The following is a 22,169-nucleotide window of genomic DNA, read 5'->3' on the forward strand; positions in this document are numbered from 1 at the left end:
ACTCTAAAGAACGTCATATATCGCGATTAATCTCCTTGTCGTATTAGTCGCCTACACAAGGAGCTCTTTTGCCGTCGAAGCTGAACCGTTTCGGTACAGCCATGGTCGTGGCGGGTGTCGTCGCGTTGGCGACGGTCACTCCCGCACGCGCCGACTTCAACCCCATCGGCACGGAACCGGCCGCGCCCTACGCCCAGCCGGCCGACGCGAACGTTCCCCGGAGGGGGTGCACCACGACGCTGCCGGATCCCGCGAACGCCGCCGGCAGCGTCCCGGCGGTCCAGGTGATCTACGCCTGGCACGAGGGCAACGGGAACAACTACGAGGCCTACGCCGAGCGGATCGCCAAGATCGTCGACAGGATGGACTGGCTGCTCGACGAGTCGACCGACCATGACCAGCACATCAAGCTGAGCTGCCGGACCGGGCACGACACCGGCACCTACCCCGGTTACGCCCGCGCGCTGGTGGTGCCCGAGAAGATCGAGGCCGCCGACGTCCCGGGCGAGACCGGTCCCGGCATCGTCGCCGACGACCTGGAGGCGGCGGGGTACGACAACGCCGGCCGCACGTACGTGGTGTTCGAGGACTTCGACGGGACGGCGACCGCGCACTGCGGCGGCGTCTGCGTGGCGACCTCCGACGAGTGGGACAGCGGCACCATGATGCACGAGCTGATCCACCTGTACGACGTCGACCACGCCAAGGTCAGCGAGGTGGCGGACACCCTCTCGATCAACGACGTGATGACCAGCCAGTACAACGACTGGCAGGTCGACCAGGAGTTCAACACCTACTACGACCCGAGCGAGCTCCCGGCGCTGTTCCACACCTCCAGCCACCCCGACCCGCGCCGGCTCAACCTCGCGGCCTGGTCACGCTTCACCGTGCCGACATGTTGCGACGTGGGCTACAGCAACGATCTGCTGACCGCCCAGGAGCGCACGATCGAGTCGCAGGCACCGTACGGGAACCCTTCGGGTTTCACCGTCTCCGGGGGCGGCTGGACGCAGGTCACCCCGCCGGGCCCCGACGGGGCGACCTCGGCCCGTTACTACGACGGCCGGCGCTCGCTGACGATGAACGTCCAGTCCTACGCCGACGGGTTCGTGTCGGTCACCCGCAGGCCCGCGGTGACGGCCGGGCAGCGCTACAGGTTCTTCGCCCGGCTGACCACCCCGACCTCCGGCAACGTCAAGCTGCGCCTGTCCTGGTACACCTTCTCCAACACCCTGATATCGACCGGTGACAGCTCCCCCTACGCGTTGTCGTCGAGCTGGCAGGAGTACTCGGTGTCCGCGGTCGCACCCGGCGGGGCGGCCACCGTGCAGCTGTCGGTGGTCAGCCCGTCCGGCCAGAACTTCGCCTACCTGCTCGACAGCCTCCAGCTCAACCGGTGCGACAACGGTCGCACCGGCGACGGGTGCCGCCTCGACGGCTGACCCCTGACGGGAGCCCGGTGCGCGGCGCCGCGCGGCCCCTTCGAACGCACTCGCCGCAGCGTGACCGAAGCCCCGGACGACGGAGATCCGGTGGACTTCCCCGGTGATGTCGCGGCGGCCGATGCCGTCGCGACATCACCCCGCACCGGCATCCCGGCGGGCAGGGAACCGGCAGAGCGCCGCACCCGATCAGGGCCACGTCACTCGATGAGTAAGACTCATATGAAGGATTCATTCGAGGTCGGTCGGCACGGACATACGCGATGATCCGAATCATCCCTGTTCACACAGCAAAATGGCTGACCATGGCCGGATCTCCGGTGTGCGGATGATGAAATAAGCGGGCTTAAGGTCTTGACGAACACCGGAATTTCGAACGTAATGAGAAGCGAGGCCCGGAGCCGGAGCACGGCCGACCACCGTCGCGTCCCTCCCTGCCCGACGACGGCCTCCCCCTCAGGAGGGCGTCACCTGCCTGAGGGGGAGGCATCATCCGACCACGCCCCCGAAGAGGAATCACCGCGCAGCCCGTCACGGCGCCGGGAACGGCACCGGGGCCGTCCCGCGACCTGCCGCGGACGCACCGGCCGGAAGTGGACCCGGGCCTGAGCGTCATCGCCGGAACGGCGCGGAGAACCCCGTCCGCGGCACCGGCCGGCCGCCGTTCCACGGTCGATGTCCCACGATCACGGAAGGTGACGCCCGGTGCGGCCCTGCCACCGCGCCGGGCCTGGGACAGGACGGAAAGCGCTCGAAACCACACGTTCACCCCCCTGACACACGTCATTGACATCACTGACGGCGAGTTCTAGGCTGCGGTCGAATCGGTTCGACCCGGCGTCGGACATCCTGGTTCTCGCGCCGTTCGCGCCCCTCGCACCCCCACGAAGCCGTTCCACTCACGTGCACGCAGCACCCATGAGTGAGGAGAGTCCACGATGAACATCGGCGACATCATCCGCCGGATCCGGCCGCGGCGTCCTGCTGCACCACCACCGGCCCGTCCACCCCGCCCCCGCGCGCCCGGGGACACGGGTGCGGACGTCACGCCCGGCAGGCGGCACCGAGGCCGTCGCGGGATCGCCGCCTTTCTCGCCGTCGGCGCCCTCGTCGTGGGCCCGGTCGTGACGTCCGCGACCCCGGCCCAGGCCGCCGACCAGTCCATCGCCGTCGACTTCTCCGCCGGTGGCGGCACTCCCACCCACCGGGCCTCCGGCTGGATCTACGGCATGACCGAGAACGCGTCGGGCCCGCCCGACCACTTCTTCACCGACGTGAAGTTCCGGTACATGCGGGCCGGTGGGGCACAGCTCGACGCCCCGGGGGGCTGGGTGTCGGGCAGGTACGACCGCCGGTGGAACGCCACCCGCGCCCAGCTGCTGCGCACCCGGTCCCTGGGCGGGGAGTTCATCCTGCTCGTCCACGACCTGTGGGGTGCCGACGGCTACCCGATCTCGCGCTTCCCCGGCGACAACGGCAACTGGACGGACTACGACGCCTTCCTCACCCGCCTGATCGACGACGTGCGGGCCACCGGCGTCCCGGTGCAGTGGGACCTGTGGAACGAGCCCAACATCACGCTGTTCTGGAACCGTCCCCAGTCCCAGTACCTGGAGCTGTGGCGGCGCACCTACCAGCGCGTCCGGGCCGCGTTCCCGGCGCATCTCATCGTCGGGCCGAGCTGCGCGTGCGTGCCGTCCACCGGCCACGCCTTCTGGAACCAGTACCTGGACTACGTCAAGGCCAACAACGTGGTGCCCGACATCATCAGCTGGCACTCGCTGCCGGGCGACCCGGTGGCCAACGTGGCGGCGGCCGACACCACGCTGAACTCCCGTGGCATCGCCCACCCGCGGCCCTACCAGATCAACGAGTACGGGGCCTCCAACGAGCAGAACCCCGCCGACGGGGCCTGGTACATCGCCCGCCTGGAGCGGGCCGGCGCCGACGGCCTGCGCGCCAACTGGGCGGGCGGCGGCAACCTGCACAACGACCTCGGCAACCTGCTCGTGCGCAACTCGGCGGGCCAGTACCAGCCGAAGGGCGAATGGTGGGCCTACCGCTTCTACGGCTCGCAGACCGGCCAGATCGTGTCCGTCACCCCCAGCGCCTCCTACGACGCGTTCGCCACCAAGGCCGCCGGATCGGCCAGGATACTGGTCGGCGGCGGCACCACGACCGGCAACATCGCCGTCGGCCTGCGGCGCCTGGACGCCACGAGCGGCATCGTGGAGAACAACCGGGTGCGGGTCGTCGCCGAGCGCATCCCCTACAACGGCGGCGGCGCCGTCGCGGCTCCGGTCACCGTCCAGGACTCCGTGGTGACCCTGTCCGGCAACGGCACGACGGTCAACCTGCCGCACACCGCCGTCGACGACTCCTACACCGTCACGCTGCTGCCCCCCTCCTCCGGCCCCGGCGGGCCGACGTCGGTGCTGCGCAACGTCAACGCCGGCCGGTGCCTGGACGTGCCCGGCGCGACCACCGCCAACGGCACCCAGCTCCAGCTGTGGGACTGCGGGAGCGGCACCAACCAGCAGTGGACCCTCACCCCCTCCAAGCAGTTGCAGGTGTACGGCGGCAAGTGCCTGGACGCCTACGGCCAGGGCACCGCCAACGGCACCCGGGTGATCATCTGGGACTGCAACGGCGGCACCAACCAGCAGTGGAACGTCAACGCCGACGGCACGATCACCGGCGTGCAGTCCGGCCTGTGCCTGGAGGCGAGCAACTTCGGGACCGCCAACGGCACCAAGGCGCAGCTGTGGTCCTGCACCGGCACCAGCAGCCAGAGATGGACCAGGAGCTGACCCGCCCGGCACGCGGGAGCGGCGCGGTGCCCGGGGATCAGGCGGCGGGGCCGACGCGGGGACGCGCCGGCCCGGTCGACTCGCGCAGCGAGATCGGCGGGGCGGTGAGCAGCTGGCGGTGCGGCAGGCCGGGGTCGGCGATGCGCTGGATGAGCAGCTCGACGGCCTGCGCGCCCAGCTCGTCGGCCAGGATGTCGGCCGCGGTGAGCGGTGGGTGCAGGTTCTCCGCCCAGTGCCGGGCGGCGACCCCGGTGAGCGAGAAGTCGCCGGGCACCGCGAGATGGGCGTCCGCCAGCGCGCGGTGCATGCCGGGCATGGCGGCCTCGTTGAGGGTGGCGATGGCGGTCAGCTCGGGGTGGGTCACCAGGAGCTTCTCGACGCAGGCCCGTCCCGCCTGGGCGTCGTCGGCGCAGCAGACCTGCACGCCCTGCAGGCCGCGCTCGGCGACGGCGCGGCTGAAGCCGAGCTGCGCCCGGTGGCCGGGGCCGTACCCGGCGGCGACCAGCTCGGCCGAGCGGTTGACCAGGGCGATGTGACGATGGCCCAGGTCCGCCAGATGGCCTACACAGCGGGCTATCAACGTCTCGTAGTCGATGTCCACCCAGGTCATCTCCTCGGGCCGGCTGGTGTGGCCGATGCCGACGAACGGCAGCCCGACCTCTGTCAGGCGGGTGACCCGGGCGTCCTCCAGCCGGATCTCCATGAGGACGACCCCGTCGACGCGGGCTCCGGTGACCACGCGCTCGAACGAGCGGTCGTGCTCCCCCCCGGACGGCGAGAGCAGCACGTCGAGGTCGGCGCGCGCGGCGGCGTCGACCACGCTGGCCACGAAGCCCAGCTGGACGTCGGTGAGGCGCTGGGCGGCCGGGGGGATGACCAGCCCGATGGTGCGTGTCCTGCCCTCCTTGAGCGCTCTGGCCGCGGCGTTGGGGCGGTAGCCGAGCTCGTCGATGACCGTCTGGATCCGCCGCCGGGTCGCCTCCGCCACCGGTCGTTTGCCGCTCAACGCGTACGACACCGTGCTGCGGGACACACCCGACCGCTTGGCGATCTCCCCGATGTTCACCGGCACTCCTCAGCGGACGTGGCTACGACGCTTTCCCATGGTAGGGGGAACCGGTTCGCCTGGAGCATCACGGTCCGACCGGTAAGAACGGTCCCGCGGGTGAGGAGATCCCGGATGACCCATTGACGCGCCCGCCACATCGCTCTAGGTTCAGTCGAACCGATTCGATAAACGGGTCCGGCATCGAGCGGAAACAGGCGCGTGACGCCGGTCGGCAAAGGCCGGAACGACACCGACGACGCGAACGACGAACGTCCCCCCATCCCCTGCCCCCCGAAAGGACGGCCGGAGCCATGTCGGCACCGAGATCAGCGGGATCAGCGAGACCGGGCAGGCGCACCCTCGGCGCGGGTCTGGCCCTCCTGGCCCTCCCTGCCGCCGGCTGCCTGGCCGGCTGTTCGGCCACCTCCCCCACCGGCGCCACGGGAACCCCCGGCCGGGCGGGCGGCGGAACGTACACCGTCTGGGACCCCTACCCGCAGTACGACGGGACCTCCGGCTGGGTGAAGCTGCTGGACACCTGCGGCACCCAGGCCGGCGTGACGATCGAACGCACGGGCTACGACACCACCGACCTGACCAACAAGGCGCTGCTCGCCGCGCAGCAGGGAAACGCCCCCGACGTGCTCGTCGTCGACAACCCGGTGGTGTCGACGCTCGCCGAGGCCGGCGTGCTCACCACCACCGCGGAGAACAGGCTCGACGTCTCCGCGATCTCGCCCAACCTCCTCGCGGCCGGGCAGAGCGGCGGCGACATCTACGGCGTCCCGATCGGCGCCAACACCCTGGCGCTCTACTACAACAAGGCGGTGCTCGACAAGGCGGGGGTGGACATCGCCTCCGTCACGGACTGGGCCTCGCTGACCGCGGCCCTGGAGAAGGTCAAGGCGGCGGGCAAGAAGGGCATCACGTTCTCCGCCATCGGCACCGAAGAGGGCAGCTTCCAGTTCCTGCCCTGGTTCTGGGGTTCGGGCGCGCAGCTGTCCAGGCTCGACTCGCCGCAGGGCGTGTCGGCGGTGGCGCTGTGGACCGGCTGGCTGAAGAAGGGACTCGCCCCGAACTCGGTCATCGACAACACGCAGACCACCAGCTGGCAGGAGTTCGCCACCGGCGAGTACGCCTTCGCCGAGAACGGCACCTGGCAACTGGCCAACGCCAAGGAGACCGGCTTCGCGTACGGCGTCATCCCGGTGCCGGCCAAGGACGGCGGAACCGCCGCGGCGCCCACGGGCGGTGAGTTCGTCAGCGTCCCCGTCCAGCAGGACACGGCGCGCTACGCCACCTCGCAGAAGCTGGTGACGTGCCTGACCGGTCCCGGCAACTCCTTCGCCACGGCGACGGCGCTGTCGTACATCGCGCCCACCGAGCAGGTCCAGACCCGGCAGAGCAGGGAGAACCCCGAGCTCGCGGTCTGGGTCAAGGCCGTCAAGGCGGCCAAGGGCCGTACCGGCGACGACCTCGGCACCAGGTATCCGAAGATCTCCGAGCCGATGTGGGGCGCGGTGCAGGCGGCGCTGAGCGGGGCCAAGACCCCCGAGCGGGCGATGGCCGACGCGCAGGCCGCGGCCGCGGCCGCGATCCGGTAGGCCCGCACCGTGAGCCGAATCGCCCAGGCGCCCGTCCCGCGCCCGGCCCCCGCCGGCGCCGGTCTCGCCCCGGACGGGCCGGGCCACCGGAAGGCGGTTCCACGGAGGCCGGACCGGTGGGCGGCCTGGGGCTTCCTGGCACCGATCGTCGTCTACCTCCTGGTGTTCTACGCCTATCCCCTGTTCCGCAACGTGGAGCTGAGCCTGCGCGACTACACGGTGCGCTCGTTCGTCCGGGGGGACGCACCCTTCATCGGGTTCGCCAACTACCTCGAAGTGATCGGGGACGCCATGTTCGGGCCCGCGCTGTGGCAGACCGTGGTGTTCACCGTGGTGTCGCTGGCCTTCCAGTTCACCGTCGGACTCGCCCTGGCCCTGTTCTTCGTCACGAGCTTCCCGCTGTCGGCGACGTTGCGCGCCCTGTTCCTGGTGCCGTGGCTGCTGCCGCTGATCGTGTCGTCCTCGACCTGGGCCTGGATGCTCAACAGCGACTCCGGCGTGGTCAACGCGCTGCTCGGCGCGTTCGGGGCGGGCCCGGTCAACTGGCTGACCTCGCCGGACTGGTCGCTGTGGTCGGTGATCGCCGCCAACGTCTGGATCGGTGTCCCGTTCAACCTGGTGATCCTCTACTCCGGTCTCCAGTCGATCGACCCCTCCGTGTACGAGGCCGCCGCCCTGGACGGCGCGTCGGCCCACCGGCGGTTCTGGAGCGTGACCCTCCCCCTGCTGCGACCGGTCTCGGCGATCACGCTGCTGCTCGGGCTGGTCTACACGCTGAAGGTGTTCGACATCATCTGGATCATGACCAAGGGCGGGCCGAGCGGCTCCTCCACGACCCTGTCCACCTGGTCCTACCGGCTGGGTTTCGGGAACCCGGTGCCGGCCTTCGGCCCCGGAGCCGCGGTCGGCAACATCCTGATCGCGACGGCACTGGTCTTCGGGTTGCTCTACGTCCGCCTCCAGCGAAGGCAGGACCTGTCATGAGATCCCCGCGCCGCCGGTGGAAGACCGTGGCCGGGCTCGCGCTGACCGGCGTGATGCTGTTCCCGGTCTACTGGATGATCAACGTGTCGCTCACCCGGGACCGCGACATGCGCAGGAGCCCGCCGTCGTGGTTCCCCGTGGACGCCACCCTGGACGGCTACCGCGCGGTCCTCGACCAGCAGCTCCCCTACCTGGGCGTCAGCCTGGTGGTCGGGCTGGGGACGGTGCTGCTGACCCTGGCGGTCGCGGCCCCGGCGGCGTACTCGCTGGCCAGGCTGCGCCCGCGCGGCGGTGGCGCGCTGAGCTTCGTGCTGCTGATCGCCCAGATGATCCCCGGGATCATCATGGCGATGGGCTTCTACGCCGTGTACCTCAACCTCGGCGTGCTCAACACGCTCCCCGGGCTGATCGTGGCCGACTCCACCCTCGCGGTCCCCTTCGCCGTCCTCGTCCTCACCACGTTCATGTCCGGCATCCCGCACGAACTCCTCCAGGCCGCCCGGGTCGACGGCGCCGGAGTCGCGCGCACCTTCTGGTCGATCGTCCTGCCGGTCAGCCGCAACGCGATCATCACGGTGTCGCTGTTCGCGTTCCTGTGGGCGTGGTCGGACTTCGTCTTCGCCGGCACGCTGGACGGCGGAGGAGACCATCAGCCGATCACCCTGGGCATCTACCGCTACATCGGCAACAACAACCAGCAGTGGAACGCGATCATGGCCACCGCCGTCGTCGCGTCGATACCCGCGGTCGCGCTCCTCGTCGTCGCACAGCGCTACGTCACCGCCGGCGTGACCGCGGGCGCCGTCAAGAACTGACCGGGCTCCACCGCACGAAAGGACCGTCCCTTCATGACCGCCGCCGTCACCGGCCCGGTGTTCTCCCTGCGGGAGATCCCGTTCAGCTTCCGCGGCTCCTGGTTCGGCTTCTCGCCGGTCATCGGCGAGAACACCTACGCCCGGGACGTCCACCTGGTCTCCCACCAGACCGGCATGCACCCCGTCCTGCGGCTGGTCCCCAGCGCCGACGGCATCGTCACCGCCACCCCGCACCGGCTCATCTGGGACTGCGCGCCGGGACGGATCGACCTCGCCTACGAGGACACCGACACCGTGCGGGTGCGCGGGCACGGGGTCGACCTGCGGCTGCTGGCCGCCGACCCGACCCTGACGCCGTTCAGCGGCCCCTACTTCTTCCGGGACCCCCGGGACGGGTCCGCGGTCTTCACCGTCTACCAGACCGGGCGCCGCTACCGCGTCACGCTCCTGGCCGGGCGGTTCACCGAACACCTGGGCGCGCAGGAACTCGGCACCGCCGAGCGGGGTGTCGTGGTCACCGGGGACCGGGACACGTGGGAGATCGCCATCGAGGAGTTCGAGACCGCCCGCGTCCCGTACACCGGCGGGCACGACTTCGAGCAGGTGGCCGCCGCGGCCCGGCGCGACTTCGAGGACCACCTCGACACCGTGGCCCCCTGGCGCGACGACCGCACCCCCGCGGCCGAACTGGCCGTCTACGTGCTGTGGTCGGCCACCGTACGCCCCGCGGGGTTCGTCACCCGCACCGCGGTGCTGATGTCCAAGCACTGGATGGACAAGGTGTGGAGCTGGGACCACTGCTTCAACGCCATCGCCCTCGCCGAGGGCCTGCCCGCCTTGGCCTGGGACCAGTTCCACCTGCCCTTCGACCACCAGGAGGCCGGCGGCGCACTGCCCGACTCGGTCACCCACTCGGAGATCCTGTACAACTTCGTCAAGCCCCCCATCCACGGCTGGGTCCTGCGCCACCTCCCGCCGCTGCCGGGACCGGAACGAGCCCGCGTCTACCGCCTGCTCGAACGGTGGACCGTCTTCTGGCTCGTCGCGCGGCGCGTGCCCGGCCACGAACTGGCCCACTACCAGCACGGCAACGACAGCGGATGGGACAACGCGACCACGTTCGCGCCCGAACGCGTCGTCGAGACGGCCGACCTGGCGTCGTTCCTGATCCTCCAGATGCGCACGCTCGCCCGCCTGGCAGGCGGCCTCTCCCTGCCCGCGGAGGCGGCCCGCTGGTCGCAGGCGGCCGACCGGATGGGTACGGCGATGCTCGACCGGCTGTGGCGCGACGACCGCTTCGTCACCCGGAGCGCGAGTTCGCACCGGACCTGGACCAGCGACAGCCTGCTCGACCTGATGCCGATCGTGCTGGGCGAGGAGTTGCCCCAGCACGTCCGGACGGCCCTGGCCGACAGGATCACAACCCACCTGACCGAGTACGGGCTCGCCACCGAGCTGCCGGCCTCACCGCACTACCGGGACGACGGCTACTGGCGAGGCCCGATCTGGGCCCCCTCGACGGTCCTCATCGAGGACGGCCTGCGCCGGGCCGGCCAGACCGTCCTCGCCGACGAGATCAGCGCCCGGTTCCGCGCCCTGTGCGAGAAGTCGGGATTCGCGGAGAACTTCGACGCCCGCACCGGGACGGGGCTGCGTGATCGCGCCTACACCTGGACGGCCAGCGCGTATCTCATCCTGGCCGCAGCCCACCTGCGCCGCACGTCATGACCCGCGGGCGGGCCGGCCGGGTCCTCGTCCCGGTGCCGTACCGGGCAGGTCCCTCCTCGCGGGACGATCGGGGGGCGATTTCCCGGTATGTTCACGCCGTGGCGAACGCCACGGGCCGGCGACCGCCGGCCCCCGACCCCGGGGAGAGGCCGAGGCGATGTTCGAAGGCTTCACGCAAGAGCTCGTCCAGGTCGAGGACGCGTCCGTCTTCGTCCGCCACGGCGGGGAGGGGCCACCGGTGCTGCTGCTGCACGGTCACCCCCGCACCTCCGCGACATGGCATCGCGTCGCCCCCCGGCTGGTCGAGCGCGGCTTCACGGTCGTCTGCCCCGACCTGCGCGGATACGGCCGCTCGCGCGGCCCGGCACCGGCCGCCGACCACTCCGCGCACTCCAAGCGCGCCGTCGCGAACGACCTGGCGGCGGTGATGCGCTCCCTGGGACACACCCGCTTCGCCCTCGCCGGACACGACCGGGGCGGCGCCGTGGCGCTCCGCCTCGCCCTGGACCACCCCGGCGCGGTCTCCCGGGCGGCGTTCATCGACTGCCTGCCCCTCAGCGAGCACCTGTCCCGCATCACCGTGACGTTCGCGACGCAGTGGTGGCACTGGTTCTTCTTCGCGCAGCCGGACATCCCGGAACGCGTCATCAACGCCGACCCCGTCGCCTGGTACCACGGCGACCCGGAGAGCATGGGCCGGGAGAACCACGACGAGTTCCGCGCGGCCACCGGGAATCCCGACGTGGTACGGGCCATGCTGGAGGACTACCGGGCCGGCCTCACCGTCGACCTGCGCCACGAGGAGGCCGACCGGGCCGCCGGCGTGCGGCTGCGGTGCCCCGTCCTGGCCCTGTGGTCCCTGCGCGACGACCTGGAGGACCTCTACGGCGACCCGCTGGAGATCTGGCGGGACTGGGCCGCCGACCTCCGTGGCCACGGGATCGACTCCGGCCACCACGTGGCCGAGGAGGCCCCGGACGCGCTCGCCGCGGCCCTGGGAGACTTCTTCGACGGCTGACCCGGCCGGCGGGCCCGATCCCCTCGTCCGGCGCCTCCTCGATCGTCGGATCGGCCGCGCGTGAGGCGCTCCCGCTCGCGTAGAGTGCGTTTTCATGACCCCCACGCGGCCGCGCAAGCTCCGGAAGGACGCGGCGGAGAACGCCGAGCGGCTGATCGCCGCGGCCGTGCGCGCGGGGCTGGCCGAGGGCAGGTTCGTTCCGCTGGAGCAGATCGCGGCCGAGGCGGGAGTCGGGATCGGGACGCTCTACCGCCGCTACCCGAACCGGGAGGCGCTGCTGGAGGCGATGGCGGTCCGCGCCTACCGCCTGATCCTGGCCGAGGCCGAGGACGCGCTGAGGTCAGGTGACACCGGCCACGACTCGATCGGCCGGTTCCTGCGTCAGACCTTCGCCCATCGCGACGAACTGGTGCTCCCGCTCCACGGGGCGCCCATGACCGAGGGTACCGAGTCCGCCGAGCTGCGCGCGCGCATGCAGCAGACCATGGGCGCCATCCTCGAACGCGGCCATCGGGACGGCTCGGTCCGCGCGGACGTGAACGCGGGCACCGTGGTGCGTTTCGGGGCGATGCTCGCCCAGCCGATGTCGAACGTGCCCGGCTGGGCCGAGGCCGCCGCCGAGCTGCGCGCGGTGTTCCTGCGCGGCATCGCACCCGATCGTGCCTAGCCCCTGTTGCGAAGTTGGCATCGGTAGCGGTCGTGGTCATGGGCGCGGTCGGCGTACAGCCTGCTGGGCTTTCGGCGGGGACGGCCGACCTTGCCGCGGACCGGTGGGATCGCCTCGATCAGTGGGATGAGCTGCAGAATGTCGTTACGGTTGCCACCGCCGAGGCCGACCACGAGCGGGATGCCGTTCCCGTCGCAGATCACGTGGTGCTTGGAGCCGGCCCTGCCTCGATCAACCGGGCTCGGACCGTTTTTGGACCGCCCTTCATTGCTCCGATCTGAGAGTTGTCGATCACCGCCTTGGACCAGTTCAGCTGGTCGGCAGCATGCAGCTCGGCCAGCAGCATCTGGTGCAGGCGGTCCCAGACGCCGGCTTGGTGCCGGTCGCGCAGACGTCGCCAGCAGGTCATGCCTGATCCGAACCCCAGTTCCTGGGGCAGGAACTCCCACGGGATCGCGGTGTAGAGCACGAACAAGATCCCGCACAACGCTTTGCGGTCGTCGATCCGTTTGCGACCAGGATGTCGATAGCGACGCTCGACCTTGGGAAGCAACGACTCGATCCGCTGCCAAAAACTCATCCGACACGATCCAGGGAAGCTGCTGCCCCTTCCTCACACCCTGTCCAACGACCGATCATGCACGCAGAAGCGGTCAACCTCATTCTGTTGGGAGTTCCTATGACAACCCCTCTTGTTTCAATCCGTATTCCTGGCCCGCGGCCTCGATTGAGCGCCAGTCGGATGCCCCGGTGACCATGCAACGTACCCCTTGCATAATGCATGATTAATCTATGCCAAGATGTGTTCAGAGATGGTCGCTCCTTCTGAAGTGGGTGGGCGGCATCACGTTCGCCGCAGCCGCAGCCACGCTGGCCGTCTACTTCACACGTGTAGGCCTGGAGAAAGCCGACAAGCTGAGCAGCGCCATCGGGGTGTTCATCGCCCTGACCGGTCTTGCGATTGCGTTATATCAGGTGGTCACCTCCCGCCGTACGGCGGTGATTCAAGCATCCGATGAGACCGTTGCCTCACCTGCCTCGGGCGCAGTGCTCAACACGATCGCCGGCGAAGTCGACGACAGCTCCGTCTTTCAGGCCCGGTACATCGACTTCGATCCTTCGCGGTCTATCCCCATGGCATCGCCTGCCCCATCGGAAGCCCCCTACTCGTCCGGCGAGGTTCGCAACGAGATCAGCCGTCGCGTCTCCCGCAGTTTCGTCGTCCAGGGCCGTGACATCAACGGCGCCGACTTCGCCGCCTTGCCAAGGGACCCGCCCGTCTCCCCCGACGGTCAGGAATCCCGATGACGAATGACAGCTCCAACTGGATCGATGCCGAGATCTCCTTCTCCACAGTCATCCAAGGCCGCAATGTCACCGTGTGCCTGCCATCACGGATCGCTCCGGCGCTGTCGGGTCTACCATCGGTTTCTCCGGCATTCGTCGGCCGCGCCGATGATCTGCGGGCATTGCTGGATTGCGTGAAATCAGTTGCACCTGAGCACCGGCCTCCCACCGCCGACCAATCCGCCGCGTCTGTGCTGCCAGCAGTGATGGTCGCCTCGGTCGACGGTATGGGCGGCATCGGCAAGACTGAACTGGCACTCCAGGCTGCCCGCACCGCCCTACAGCGAGGCTGGTTTCCCGGTGGGGTGCTGTTCGTCAATCTGTTCGGCTACGACACCATCCGGCGTCTTGACCCCGGCGGGGCACTGAATGGGTGGCTACGCGCTTTGGGCATCCCCAGCGAGCACATTCCCTTGGACACCCAGGATCGGGCCCGCCTATTCGCCTCCGTGCTGACCGCCTACGCCGAGAAAGGTCGACGGATCCTGCTCGTAATCGACAATGCCTCCACACATGAGCAGGTCAAACCATTACTGCCGACCGACGGCACCAATGCGGCGATCATCACCTCTCGTCACAAGCTGAGTATGCTGGATGCACGCCGTTTGGAGTTGAAGTCTCTGACACTTCAGGACGGAATAACGCTCATCCAGCGCTCTGTGGAGATGATCTGCCCGGGTGACACCCGCATCGGCGACCACCCTGATTATGCGAAAAAAATCGTTGAATTGTGCGGCCGGCTTCCGCTGGCGCTGAGGATAATCGCCGCCCTGCTGGCCGATACGCCGACCCGATCGCCAGCGGAGATGGTCGCCGATCTGATCAGAACTGATTCACGTCTGGAGGAGATGTGTTACTTCGACGCTGAGAACGAAATCGCGGTACGGGCGACGTTCAACCTTTCTTATCAGCATCTCCCCTCTGATCAGGCCCGGTTGTTCCGGTTTCTGGCCCTCGTTCCAGGAAATGAATTCGGGATCGAATCTGCGGCGGTACTCACCCGGTTCGAGCTGCCGCATGCGCGCAGGGGACTGGCTAGGCTGCGTAGCGCGCATCTGATCGAGGACAGTTCGACGACCGGAAGGTATCGATTCCATGATCTTATGCGAGACTACGCCCGGGAACGACTGGCCGCTGAGGACGGTGAATCCGAGCGAGATGTCTCGACAGAGCGGCTCCTGCAGCACTATCAGCAGGTCACCGCTTCGGCGGCGCAGTGGCTGAACGAGATCCAAGGAGAACGATTCTCCTCTCTAGAACAGGCCCTGTCCTGGCTGGACACCGAGTACCCCAATCTTTTCGCCGCCGTTGTCGCTGCCCACGACTCCGGCCGATGGCTTGAAGCGTATTCACTGGCCACCGGTCTGGCCGGGTACATCGAGTTCCGTTACCTCGTAAAGGATGGGATCGCCGCTCAGACGCGAGCCCTGGACGCCGCGACCAGACTCGGGCCCCTGCAGCAGGCCACCGCCGCAGCGAATCTAGGCAACGCCCACCGAGTCGCGCGCGACTACGTAGCATCGATAAAGTATTTGGAGCAGGCGCTCGCTATCACCAAGGCCGACTCGAACCTCGCCATGAAAGGGAAAATCAAGCACAATCTCGGCCTCACCTATTTTCGCATGGGCAGGTATGCCAGCGCCGAGTCCTGTCACCGGATCGACTTGTCCATCTGTGAGGTCACTCACGACCTCCGAGGCCGGGCTCAGGCTCTCACCGCCCTGGGTAATGCTCAACGCATGCAGAAACATTATTCTGAAGCGGCGGGGAACTTGAAGGAGGCCATCAGCCTCTTCGAGAGGCTGAAGGAGCCCACCGAAATCATTTCCGTCCGCATCATCTTCGCTCTGACATTACTCGACTGGCGTCCTATGAGCGATAACTCCTACATCATCTGGCAGCTATGTTCGGCCCTCAAGGCGGCCGAGGAAATCGAAGCCCGCATCTACAGGGCGATGATCTTCCTGAACCTTGGTGTGGCTTACATGAAACGCTGCCGCATTTGCCATCATGATGCGGCCATCCACTGGAGCAAGGAGGCAGCGGCTTTGTTCGCCGCACTCCGCGACCCCTATCAGGAGGCCATAGCCCTGCGAAACATCGGTATCGTGTACCGCGAAGCCGGTGAAACATCTGAGGCCCACCGCCACCTCCAGAAAGCGCTCACGCTGTTTCAGGAATTGGGCCTGGTCGAGGAGATCAGGACCACGCGAGTGCTGTTGAGCAAGGATATACCGCCTGTGATCCCGTACTGCGGGCATTCGCAAGAGGATCCTGGTCGTTTTCTCACGTCATGGTGCGACGACTTGCCGCATGCCGTGCTACGCGGAGAAAACGCCAAACTGGAGGAGATCGCCTTCCTGTTCCGCTAAATCTATGAACGTGAGCCTCCGCTATTTTATCCGCGATGATTGGCGATGGTGTGATCATGGCGGATCCCGTCGGCATGTCCAGTTCATATGGTGTACGCAAGGTGGCGGGCCGGCTCCTGCGCCGCCGTGGGCACCGTCGCGTTCATGGCGCTTCAGCCGCGACTCGTGCCTCTGCGGACAGGTTCTGCGCTTGCCTTCCAACGTTCGTTCCTCGCATTCATCCTGCTCGGCGCCGGTGGTGATCTATCGCGCATGGTCGAGGGCCCGCGATGGGATCCACCATGGTCGGCATCCCGTACTCGATCTTGATCGGTGTCGCCGGGGCGACTATCAGCAGGGGCAGGCCGGGGGCGCCGTCGGAGAAGTTGGCGGCGGTGACCATGACCGCGATCAGCAGGCCGAGGGTGTCAGTAACGATGTTGCGTTTGCGGCCGGCGATTTTCTTGCCCGCGTCGTAGCCCTGGCCGGTGGCGGGCACGTTGGCCGAGGTTTTGACGCTTTGGGCGTCGATGACATAGGCGGTCGGTTCGGGATCGCGGCCTTGCGCGGCCCGGGCCAGGCACCGCAGCAGGCCCCTGAGCTGGCTGAAGACGCCGTCGCTCTGCCAGTGGGCGAAGTAGCCGTAGACGCTCTGCCAGGGCGGGTACTCGTGCGGCAGGCAGCGCCAGGGGATGCCGTGCGGTCGATGTAGACGATGGCGTTCATGATGGCGCGCAGATCGTGCTCGCGGGGGCGGCCGATGTCCAGACCTCTGCCTCTGCGATCGGCGCGCCAGGCACTCAACACGGGTTCGATGAGCGTCCAGCGGGCGTCGGACAGGTCGCTGGGGTAGGGTCGCAGCTCGGCCATGTCTCCGGCGTACCGTGCGGCACATCAGCCGCCCAGACCTCAATGGGTATCCCTCACCAGCAGGTAAGAACAGGGCGCCGCGTTTTGGGATGAGACAGGATTTTCCTGGACGAGATCGACCCTCGGTGGCCTGTTCCTCGAAGACTTCCGTTTCGGAATCCATCGAAAGCGCACAAGTCAGGCGTGCGGGCTATCGAATGGATCGGGCGATTCACCGTCTCCTTGGATCAAACACTCACTAAGGCTGCTGTGACTGTTGCCGAGTGCTGCGGAGGGAAGGTGGAATGGAGCGGTCGACCGCTTGGCCCCAAGGAGCGTGGGCTCGTGACGGAGGAACCATCGCAGGATGCCGAGATACACCAGCTATTGAGCGAGATCTTTCAGGACGGGAGCGGGGAGGCGCTCGATGTGCTGCTGCAAAGCGTCGAGGATCCCGAACTGGCGGCGCAGCAACTACGCGAGATCTCTGAGCATGAGGGGCACGTCTTCGGGTTGGCGGTCGCATGGCGGCAGCGATACCAGATGACGGCGGACACGAATTCACTCGACCAGGCGATCGCCGAATTCGAGAGGTCCGCACAGATGATCTCGCCTGAGCATTTCAAGTACGCGCAGGTGATGACCGAGATCGGGCTGACTGTGCAACTTCGGTTTGAGCTGACCGGGGCGCGCGCCGATGCCGAGCGGGCTGTCGAGGCTCTGGCTGCTGCGTACGACATACCGGTGGAGGAGCCGACGGAGCGGGCCATCAGGGCGAGCAATCTGGGCATCGCCCTTCAGAACCGCTACCACCTCACTGATCAGGGTGATGATCTCGATGCGGCCGTCGAACTGTTTCAGGCCACCATCCGTGACCTGCCCTCGAACTCCTCGGCGTACGGCACCGTCGGCAATGCGCTGCGTGTGCGGTACCTGCGCACCCGGGACCGGGCGGACCTAGATCGGGCGATCGCGGCGGAGGAGCAAGCCGTCGCTCTCGACGCCGAGGGCGGCGCACCGCGGGTGCTGAACCATTTCGGGCTGGCGATGGAGCTCCTCTTTGATGTCACTGAGGACCCCGCCGATCTCGATCGGGCCATTGAGCTGTTCACGACCGCGGCGTCCCGGGTGCGCGAGAACGACTACGACCAGGTAATTTTCTCGGCCAACCTGGGCCGGCTCCTGTGGACGCGCTACCACCTTTCAGCGGATCGCGCCGATCTGGAAGCAGCCACGGCGGCCTACGAGCTCGTGTTGAAATCGAATTATCAACCCTATGGGCAGCGACCGCCGCAGGTGGTTTTCTCCTACCCGTTCATGTTGCTCGAGCTGCTCGGCCCGGGCGACACCCTCGTTCCCGCGCCGGAGGCAGTGGCCGTGGTGCGCGCTTTCGACGACGCACTGGAAACCTTCCCCGCCGGGGACGAGAGGCATGATCGTCTGCTGAGCGGGCGTCGGGCAGCGCGGGCCCGCCTGCTCGTCCCAGGGCGGAGCGAAGAGGTACGGCTCGGCGGGAGAAGCGCGTCCGTGCTGACCGGCGACCATCGTGGGTCGGTTCGCCGGGTCGTGACGATCCTTCCAGAGGGAGGGGAGGTGCTCATCGGCGTCGGCGCACACCCGCTGACTGTCCGCTTCGCCGACACCATGTCCTACGTCGACAGGGCTTATCCGGACGGGGACACGTACACGACCTGGCTGGCCGTCCGGCTGTCGGCCGAACGTCGTGAACCTACCCGAGAGATAGTCCTGCGCTACCACGCCGACGCGTCGGTCAGCGATAGGGATCTGGCGTTGGACGCGCTGCGCTGTACGGCCGGGCCGCCCGTTGCGTATGGGCCCTACACCCCGCGTGGGATGCGGCTGCCAGCCCTGGTGCTGAGCGGCTTCTTTTCTGGGGCCGAACGCCATCTGGTGCTCATCGGAGAGGATGTCGAGGCCTGGGAGGGAATCGCGACCGATCCGGTCGAGGCGATGGCCTACTTCATCACCGCGCTGAGCGCTGCGGTCACAGCAGTCTCCCACGCCCAGGTCGTGGGGGTGCAGGGTGGCGTCGTTCAGTACTACGGCGACCTGGGCGAGCCACGGCCACCGTCCGAGATCGCCGAGGAGGTCCTCGACAAGGTGTACGCCGTGGATCCGGACAAGGACGGGCCGTGGGCGCCCGCCGGGTACGACAACGCGGGGCGGGAGGCGTTGACCTGGAACGCGTCGGGCTCTCGCGTCATGGAGACCTTCGAGCAGACAGGCGATCCCGATCTGCTCCCCAGGGCGGTCGGGATGTTCCGCACCGCAGTTGAGGTACTGCCTCAGACGCATCCGCACCGGACGAACCACCTGATCAATCTTGCGGTCATGTACGACTGGCTGTTCGAGGCGCGCGATGACATCGCGGCACTGCGCGAGTCGACCCGGCTATGGCGCGAGATCGCCAACGCTCCTGACGCCCCGTGGCGGCACCGCTTTCAGCTCGGCCTCATGTTGACCATCCAGGGCGAGCAACTCCACGATCCGGACCTGCTGGCCGAGGCGGTCATCGAGTTGCGATCGGCCGCCGGGTCAGCCGAGATGGGGAGCCTTGACGAAGTGGACGTCCTGGCCACCCTGTCCTCGGCGCACCGTCTCCTCTCTTGGCTGACCGGCGACGCGACGGCGGCCGACGAAGCGGTCGCGGTAGGCAGGCGGGCGGTCTCCACCCGAGACGATCATCCTGAGCGGCTGGACCACCTTGACGTTCTGGCCGAGGCGCTGAGGGCCCACGCGGAGCTGACCGGAGATCAGCATGCCCTGGCCGAGGCAGTCGAGCTGCATCGCCGGGTGCTCGAAGAGACCGATCCGGGCGACCCGAAGCTCAGCGCCCGCCTGCACAACCTGGGCCTCACGCTGGCCTCCCGGTCAGCGGAGGGCGATTTCGAGGAGGCCCTGCGAGTGCTGCGCCAAGCGGTCCATCAGCAGTCGACGACCGAGGCCGATCAGCGGCGAGCTACCTATCTGGCCACCTTGGCCGCTGCCCTGGTGGAGCAGTACCAGAAGAACCATGACCGCGAACTGCTGGACGAGGCGCTGACCGCCCAGCGGGAAGCTGTCGAACTGACGCCGCTGGGCGCAGGCGTTCACCTCGGACGCCTGCTGAAGCTGACCACCCTCCTCGACCTACGATACGAACGATCCGGCTCGGACGCGGCCCTTGAGGAGCGCGTCGCGATCATCCGCGATCTTGTCACGCGACACCCCGACTACCCGGACGGGCCTCGCCTGCTCGGCCAGGTCCTCACCGCCCGCTACCGACGCCACGGCGAGCTGGGCGACCTGGCCGACGCCATCGAGACTCTGCGCACCGCCACCGCCCGGCCGGACCCCGATGCTCTGACGCTCAACGATCTCGCGCTCGCGCTCCACCGCCGCCACAGTGCGGTTGGCGACCTGGCCGCGCTGGCGGAGTCCGCAGAGCTGACTCGGCGTGCCGTCGCTCTCACCCCGGATGATTCACCCCACCTCCCGGGTCTGCTGTCCAATCTGGCCGACAGCTGCCGCATGCTCTTCGAGCGTTCGGAGGATCTCGCCCTGCTGAACGAGGCGATCGACACTGGGCGGCGGGCCTTCGCCGCCCTGGCTACGGGAGCGGTGATGGACCGGGTCGGTGTCCTGACCAATCTTGGGCTGGCCCTGATGGGCCGGGCGCACGCGGTCGGTGATGAGGCGGCCGGGGCGGAGGCAGTCAACCTGCTGCGCCAGGCGGTGGAGCTCCTCCCGCCCGACCACCCCGACCGGGGGCTCTACCTGTCCAACCTCAGCGTCGCCCTCGCCGCTCACGACCCGGAGCGGGCGCTCGACGCCGCCCGCCGGGCCGTTGAGACAACACCGTACGGAGCAGCGCGCGCCGAGCGGTTGATGAACCTGCTCGTCCGCCTCGCCGAACGGTCACCGGATTCCCTCGGGGAGATCATTCAGACCGCCCGCGGCATCGTCGATATCGACCTCGCCCCACCGCTCATGCGTATCTCAGCCGCCGGGATGCTCGGCGGTCTGCTGGCGGGCCGCGCCGACTGGGCCGAGGCGGCACAGATATACACGCTCGCCGTCGAACTGCTGCCCGCAGTCGCGCCGCGCGACCTGGCCAGGGCCGACCAAGAACACGGCTTGGGCAGGCTCGGCCCGCTGGCCGAAGACGGCGCGGCCTGCGCGATCCGCTCCGGCGACCCGGAACTCGCTCTGCGGCTGCTGGAACAGGGCCGCGGTGTCCTGCTCGGGCAGGCGCTCGACGACCGGAGCGACATATCTGCGCTAAGACATCGCTCCGTGGATCTGGCCGAGCGGTTCGAACGCCTCCGCGATCGCCTCAGCGACCCGGGGACGGGAACCGGCACGGACCGAGTCCGGCTCGCCCACGAGTGGCGGGAGGTCCTGGAGGAGATCCGATCGGCGCCAGACTGGTCGGACTTCCTGCGGCCACCACCGGTGTCAGAACTGCTCCCGCAGGCCGGGCACGGCCCCATCGTCGTCATCAACCCGAGCTCGATCGGCAGCGACGCACTGATCGTCCAACCCTCGGGAGTCCGGGTGGTCCCCCTGCCACACCTGAGGCCCGAGGCGCTCCTTGCCCAAATAGCAGTGTTCCGGGAACGGCAGCGGACGACCGGTGACATCAACGAGGTACTGCGCTGGCTCTGGGACACGATCGCCGACCCCGTTCTGACCGCACTCGGACTCACCCAGGTTCCGAAGGGAGCGCGCTGGCCGCGACTGTGGTGGTGCCCCGCCGGGCCGCTCGCCCTGCTCCCGCTGCACGCCGCAGGCCACCACGATGACGGCCGAGCCGTGCTGGACCGGACCATCAGTTCCTACACGCCGACCATCAGGGCCCTACGCCACGCCAGGAGCCGCGCCGTCCGGGGTGGCGCCGACGCCCGAGACATCGTGGTGGTGTCCGTCCCGGCGGCACCCGGCACGGTGCCGTTGCCGGGCGTCCGTCTCGAGACCGAGAACCTCGTCCGGCGCTTCCCCAGCAGCACAGTGCTCGCAGGCGAGGATGCCACCCGCGACCGGGTCCTTGCCACGCTCGCCACGCACCGCGTCGCGCATTTCGCCTGTCACGCCGCGGCCGACCCCATCCAGCCGTCGCACGGCCATCTCGTGCTGTGGGACCACGAGGAGCACCCGCTCACCGTTCTGGAGCTGAGCCGCCGGGATCTCGGGCGAGCCCAGCTGGCATACCTGTCTGCTTGCGAGACCGCGGGCGGCTCCCCCACCCTGGCGAACGAGGCGCTGCACATCACAGCTGCCTGCCAACTCGCCGGATTCCCGCACGTCATCGGCACTCTCTGGCCCATCTCAGACCGGTTCGCCGCACGGACGGCCGACGAGGTATACGCGGCGCTGACTCGCCGCGGCCGGGTCTCCGTCGCCAAGGCCCCGGCGGCGCTGCACGAGGTCGTGCGGCGGGCACGACAACGACATCCCAACCGTGCCGGGCTCTGGGCGGCTTTCCTCCACTATGGCCCCTGACGGA

13 protein-coding genes and 2 pseudogenes are annotated in these 22,169 nt (G+C 68.4%); 11 read left to right on the forward strand and 4 right to left on the reverse strand.

What is annotated here, in order from left to right; genetic code table 11:
• The first annotated feature begins 68 nt into the window (after positions 1-68).
• Positions 69-1,442, forward strand: coding sequence for a hypothetical protein (locus ABD832_RS23025; RefSeq protein WP_344898780.1), 1,374 nt, complete (start codon positions 69-71; stop codon positions 1,440-1,442).
• A gap of 938 nt (positions 1,443-2,380) precedes the next feature.
• Positions 2,381-4,252 carry an RICIN domain-containing protein gene (locus ABD832_RS23030; protein ID WP_344898782.1) on the forward strand — a complete coding sequence of 624 codons (1,872 nt, stop codon included), beginning with the start codon at positions 2,381-2,383 and terminating at the stop codon, positions 4,250-4,252.
• Positions 4,253-4,289: 37 nt separating this feature from the next.
• Here ABD832_RS23030 and ABD832_RS23035 read toward each other — a convergent pair whose 3' ends face one another.
• A complete protein-coding gene (locus tag ABD832_RS23035) occupies positions 4,290-5,318 on the reverse strand; it encodes a LacI family DNA-binding transcriptional regulator (protein WP_344898784.1) in 1,029 nt (342 codons plus the stop codon).
• Between the two features lie 293 nt (positions 5,319-5,611).
• Between ABD832_RS23035 and ABD832_RS23040 the strand changes: the two genes are divergently transcribed.
• The 6 genes from ABD832_RS23040 to ABD832_RS23065 all read left to right on the forward strand — a co-directional run bounded on the left by ABD832_RS23040 (position 5,612) and on the right by ABD832_RS23065 (position 12,116).
• Positions 5,612-6,904, forward strand: coding sequence for a sugar ABC transporter substrate-binding protein (locus ABD832_RS23040; RefSeq protein ID WP_344898786.1), 1,293 nt, complete (start codon positions 5,612-5,614; stop codon positions 6,902-6,904).
• Positions 6,905-6,913: 9 nt separating this feature from the next.
• Positions 6,914-7,888 carry a carbohydrate ABC transporter permease gene (locus tag ABD832_RS23045; protein WP_344898788.1) on the forward strand — a complete coding sequence of 325 codons (975 nt, stop codon included), beginning with the start codon at positions 6,914-6,916 and terminating at the stop codon, positions 7,886-7,888.
• Positions 7,885-8,703 carry a carbohydrate ABC transporter permease gene (locus tag ABD832_RS23050; RefSeq protein WP_344898790.1) on the forward strand — a complete coding sequence of 273 codons (819 nt, stop codon included), beginning with the start codon at positions 7,885-7,887 and terminating at the stop codon, positions 8,701-8,703. The genes ABD832_RS23045 and ABD832_RS23050 overlap by 4 nt, the downstream gene beginning before the upstream one ends.
• A 33-nt stretch (positions 8,704-8,736) precedes the next feature.
• Positions 8,737-10,431, forward strand: a complete 1,695-nt coding sequence (locus ABD832_RS23055; RefSeq protein ID WP_344898792.1) for an amylo-alpha-1,6-glucosidase — start codon at positions 8,737-8,739, stop codon at positions 10,429-10,431.
• Between the two features lie 157 nt (positions 10,432-10,588).
• Positions 10,589-11,449, forward strand: a complete 861-nt coding sequence (locus ABD832_RS23060; protein ID WP_344898794.1) for an alpha/beta fold hydrolase — start codon at positions 10,589-10,591, stop codon at positions 11,447-11,449.
• A 94-nt stretch (positions 11,450-11,543) separates the two neighbouring features.
• Entirely contained in the window at positions 11,544-12,116 is a 573-nt protein-coding gene (locus tag ABD832_RS23065; RefSeq protein ID WP_344898796.1) for a TetR/AcrR family transcriptional regulator, read from the forward strand.
• Here ABD832_RS23065 and ABD832_RS23070 read toward each other — a convergent pair.
• Positions 12,116-12,696 (reverse strand): annotated as a pseudogene (locus ABD832_RS23070) (IS5 family transposase); the annotation flags it as partial. The gene ABD832_RS23065 and the pseudogene ABD832_RS23070 sit on opposite strands and share 1 nt — an antisense overlap.
• Positions 12,697-12,950: 254 nt before the next feature.
• Here ABD832_RS23070 and ABD832_RS23075 point away from each other — a divergent pair.
• Together ABD832_RS23075 and ABD832_RS23080 are read left to right on the forward strand one after the other, a co-directional pair.
• Positions 12,951-13,424: a hypothetical protein gene (locus tag ABD832_RS23075; protein WP_344898798.1), complete on the forward strand. Its 474-nt coding sequence runs from the start codon at positions 12,951-12,953 to the stop codon at positions 13,422-13,424.
• The gene (locus ABD832_RS23080) at positions 13,421-15,835 is read left to right on the forward strand and encodes an ATP-binding protein (protein ID WP_344898800.1); all 2,415 of its coding nucleotides are present in this window, start codon (positions 13,421-13,423) and stop codon (positions 15,833-15,835) included. The genes ABD832_RS23075 and ABD832_RS23080 overlap by 4 nt, the downstream gene beginning before the upstream one ends.
• Positions 15,836-16,052: 217 nt before the next feature.
• Here the strand turns inward: ABD832_RS23080 and ABD832_RS42270 are convergent, their stop codons facing one another.
• Entirely contained in the window at positions 16,053-16,406 is a 354-nt protein-coding gene (locus ABD832_RS42270; RefSeq protein ID WP_413224816.1) for a transposase, read from the reverse strand.
• Between the two features lie 18 nt (positions 16,407-16,424).
• A pseudogene (locus ABD832_RS42275) lies at positions 16,425-16,684 on the reverse strand (transposase); the annotation flags it as partial.
• 324 nt (positions 16,685-17,008) lie between these two features.
• Between ABD832_RS42275 and ABD832_RS23090 the strand changes: the two are divergent.
• Positions 17,009-22,165, forward strand: coding sequence for a CHAT domain-containing protein (locus ABD832_RS23090; RefSeq protein ID WP_344898804.1), 5,157 nt, complete (start codon positions 17,009-17,011; stop codon positions 22,163-22,165).
• Positions 22,166-22,169: the final 4 nt, after the last annotated feature.

This window comes from Streptosporangium longisporum, from assembly GCF_039534895.1.
In the GTDB taxonomy this organism is placed as follows: domain Bacteria; phylum Actinomycetota; class Actinomycetes; order Streptosporangiales; family Streptosporangiaceae; genus Streptosporangium; species Streptosporangium longisporum.

What these genes read in the sequence shown, in the direction of transcription:
- ABD832_RS23080 (WP_344898800.1), top strand. Translation starts at nt 13,421, where the DNA reads ATGACGAATGACAGCTCCAACTGGATCGATGCCGAGATCTCCTTCTCC.
- ABD832_RS23055 (WP_344898792.1), top strand. Translation starts at nt 8,737, where the DNA reads ATGACCGCCGCCGTCACCGGCCCGGTGTTCTCCCTGCGGGAGATCCCG.
- ABD832_RS23065 (WP_344898796.1), top strand. Translation starts at nt 11,544, where the DNA reads ATGACCCCCACGCGGCCGCGCAAGCTCCGGAAGGACGCGGCGGAGAAC.
- ABD832_RS23030 (WP_344898782.1), top strand. Translation starts at nt 2,381, where the DNA reads ATGAACATCGGCGACATCATCCGCCGGATCCGGCCGCGGCGTCCTGCT.
- ABD832_RS23060 (WP_344898794.1), top strand. Translation starts at nt 10,589, where the DNA reads ATGTTCGAAGGCTTCACGCAAGAGCTCGTCCAGGTCGAGGACGCGTCC.
- ABD832_RS23050 (WP_344898790.1), top strand. Translation starts at nt 7,885, where the DNA reads ATGAGATCCCCGCGCCGCCGGTGGAAGACCGTGGCCGGGCTCGCGCTG.
- ABD832_RS23040 (WP_344898786.1), top strand. Translation starts at nt 5,612, where the DNA reads ATGTCGGCACCGAGATCAGCGGGATCAGCGAGACCGGGCAGGCGCACC.